We start from the raw sequence: 1,805 nt of genomic DNA on the forward strand, positions 1-1,805 counted from the left end.
CTGGATCCGCGTCCACTGCCTCTCTGAGACGACCGGCCCCATGTAGACGGCGGTGGTCGGATCTCCGACCGACAGTGTCTCCACCACATGAGCGGCGATCGCCTTGGCTTCCTCCAGTCTCGTCCGAGGCACCAGCAGCCGGGTCGGCGCGTGACAGGTCTGGCCGCTGTTCATCATCAGGCGATAGATGTTCTCGCCGATCGCCCGCGGCAGGTCCGCGTCCTCGAGCACGATGTTCGGGGACTTGCCGCCGAGCTCCTGGTGGACGCGCTTGACCGTGCTGGCCGCGCGCACCGCCACGTCGATCCCCGCCCGGGTCGATCCGGTGAAGGAAACCATGTCTACATCGGCGTGCGCCGAGATCGCCGCGCCCACGGTCGGTCCATCGCCGTCCACGAGGTTGTAGACGCCGGCGGGAACGCCGGCCGCATGCAGGATCTCGGCGATGATGTGCGCGGTGAAAGGCGTCACTTCGGACGGCTTGTGCACCATGGTGGCGCCGGTCGCGATCGCCGGAACGATCTTGCACATCACCTGATTGATCGGCCAGTTCCAAGGCGTGATCATGCCGACGACGCCGATCGGCTCTCGACGCACGGCGGTGCGGGCACTGGCCGGTTGATCGAAGGCGTAGGTCTTGAGGGCCTCGATGCCGTTCATGAGGTGCATGAGCCCCGCGCCGACCTGCGCCTCCAGGGCCAGCTTGGCGGGGGCGCCGAGTTCCTCCACCAGGGCGTCCGCCAGTTCCTGCTGGCGCGCCGCGAAGCCGCCGAAAATGGCGTTGAGCAGCCCCAACCGATCGTCGCGGGAGCTCCGGGAGAAGGTCCGGAAGGCCCGCCGAGCCGCCTGCACGGCCCGGTCGACGTCTTCATCGGTCCCCAGCGAGATCTGTCCGGCGACGGCTTCGGTGGCTGGGTTGATGATCTGGTGCGTGGCGCCGCCGAGCGGTTCGACCCACGCGCCGTCGATGTAGTGCTTCCGATAGTCTCTCATGGTTATGGCCTCTGGTGCGGTATGAGGAGGCGGGCGCCGATCGGGCCCGCAGGCTGAAGGGGTTGTGGGCCCAAACGGGTTGGCGCTACTGGCTCTCGGGCATGGTGACCCGAAGGCCGTCGAGCGCGCCGGTGACCTTGAGCTGGCAGGACAGGCGGCTGTTGGAGGTCGCGCCGTCGGCGAACTCGAGCATCTGCGCCTCGGTCGGGGACCTCTCGGGCAAGGCCCCAAGCCAGGCCTCGTCCACATAGACGTGGCAGGTGGCGCACGCGCAGGCGCCGCCACAGTCGGCGTCGATGCCGGGGACGCTGTTCTTGACCGCGCCTTCCATGACGCTGAGGCCGATGACGATGTCGAGGGTGTGCGCCTCGCCGCTGTGCTCGACGTATGTGATCTGCGGCATGGAGTCGTTCCTGTTCGAGGAGGGAGGGGAGGGATCCGGGCGGGCTGGAGGGATGCGGCTAGAGTCCGCCGCACCCGACCGCCTGTGAGGCTAGGCGTCGAAGAGGATGACGCTGCGGGCGAGCTCGCCGCGCTTCAGTTCCTCGAAGGCTTCGTTGACCTGGTCGAGCTTGATGCGCCGGGAGATCATCTGATCCAGATGAAGCTTGCCCTGCATGTAGAAGTCGACGAACCGAGGGAGGTCCACGGGGAAGCGGTTGGATCCCATAAAGCTGCCCTGGATCCGCTTCTCGCCGAGGAACTCGTAGCCATCGAGTTCGATCTTGGTCCCCACCGGGATCATGCCGATCACGTTGGCGACGCCGCCGCGCGCCAGCATGGCGAACGCCTGTTCCGTCGTGGCCTTCAGG

2 protein-coding genes and 1 pseudogene are annotated in these 1,805 nt (G+C 67.1%); all 3 read right to left on the reverse strand.

Going from position 1 to position 1,805, the window contains the following annotated elements; translation table 11 throughout:
• A partial coding sequence (locus Q8Q88_RS11865; protein WP_305675396.1) for an aldehyde dehydrogenase family protein occupies positions 1-993 on the reverse strand: 993 nt, incomplete at its 3' end.
• Between the two features lie 85 nt (positions 994-1,078).
• Positions 1,079-1,396, reverse strand: coding sequence for a 2Fe-2S iron-sulfur cluster-binding protein (locus tag Q8Q88_RS11870; protein WP_305675397.1), 318 nt, complete (start codon positions 1,394-1,396; stop codon positions 1,079-1,081).
• Positions 1,397-1,486: 90 nt separating this feature from the next.
• Positions 1,487-1,805: pseudogene (locus Q8Q88_RS11875) on the reverse strand (alcohol dehydrogenase); the annotation flags it as partial.

This window comes from Phenylobacterium sp., assembly GCF_030697925.1.
Taxonomy (GTDB): domain Bacteria; phylum Pseudomonadota; class Alphaproteobacteria; order Caulobacterales; family Caulobacteraceae; genus Phenylobacterium.

Excerpts from the sequence above, each read along its gene's own strand:
- Q8Q88_RS11870 (WP_305675397.1), bottom strand. The coding sequence starts at position 1,396 with ATGCCGCAGATCACATACGTCGAGCACAGCGGCGAGGCGCACACCCTC.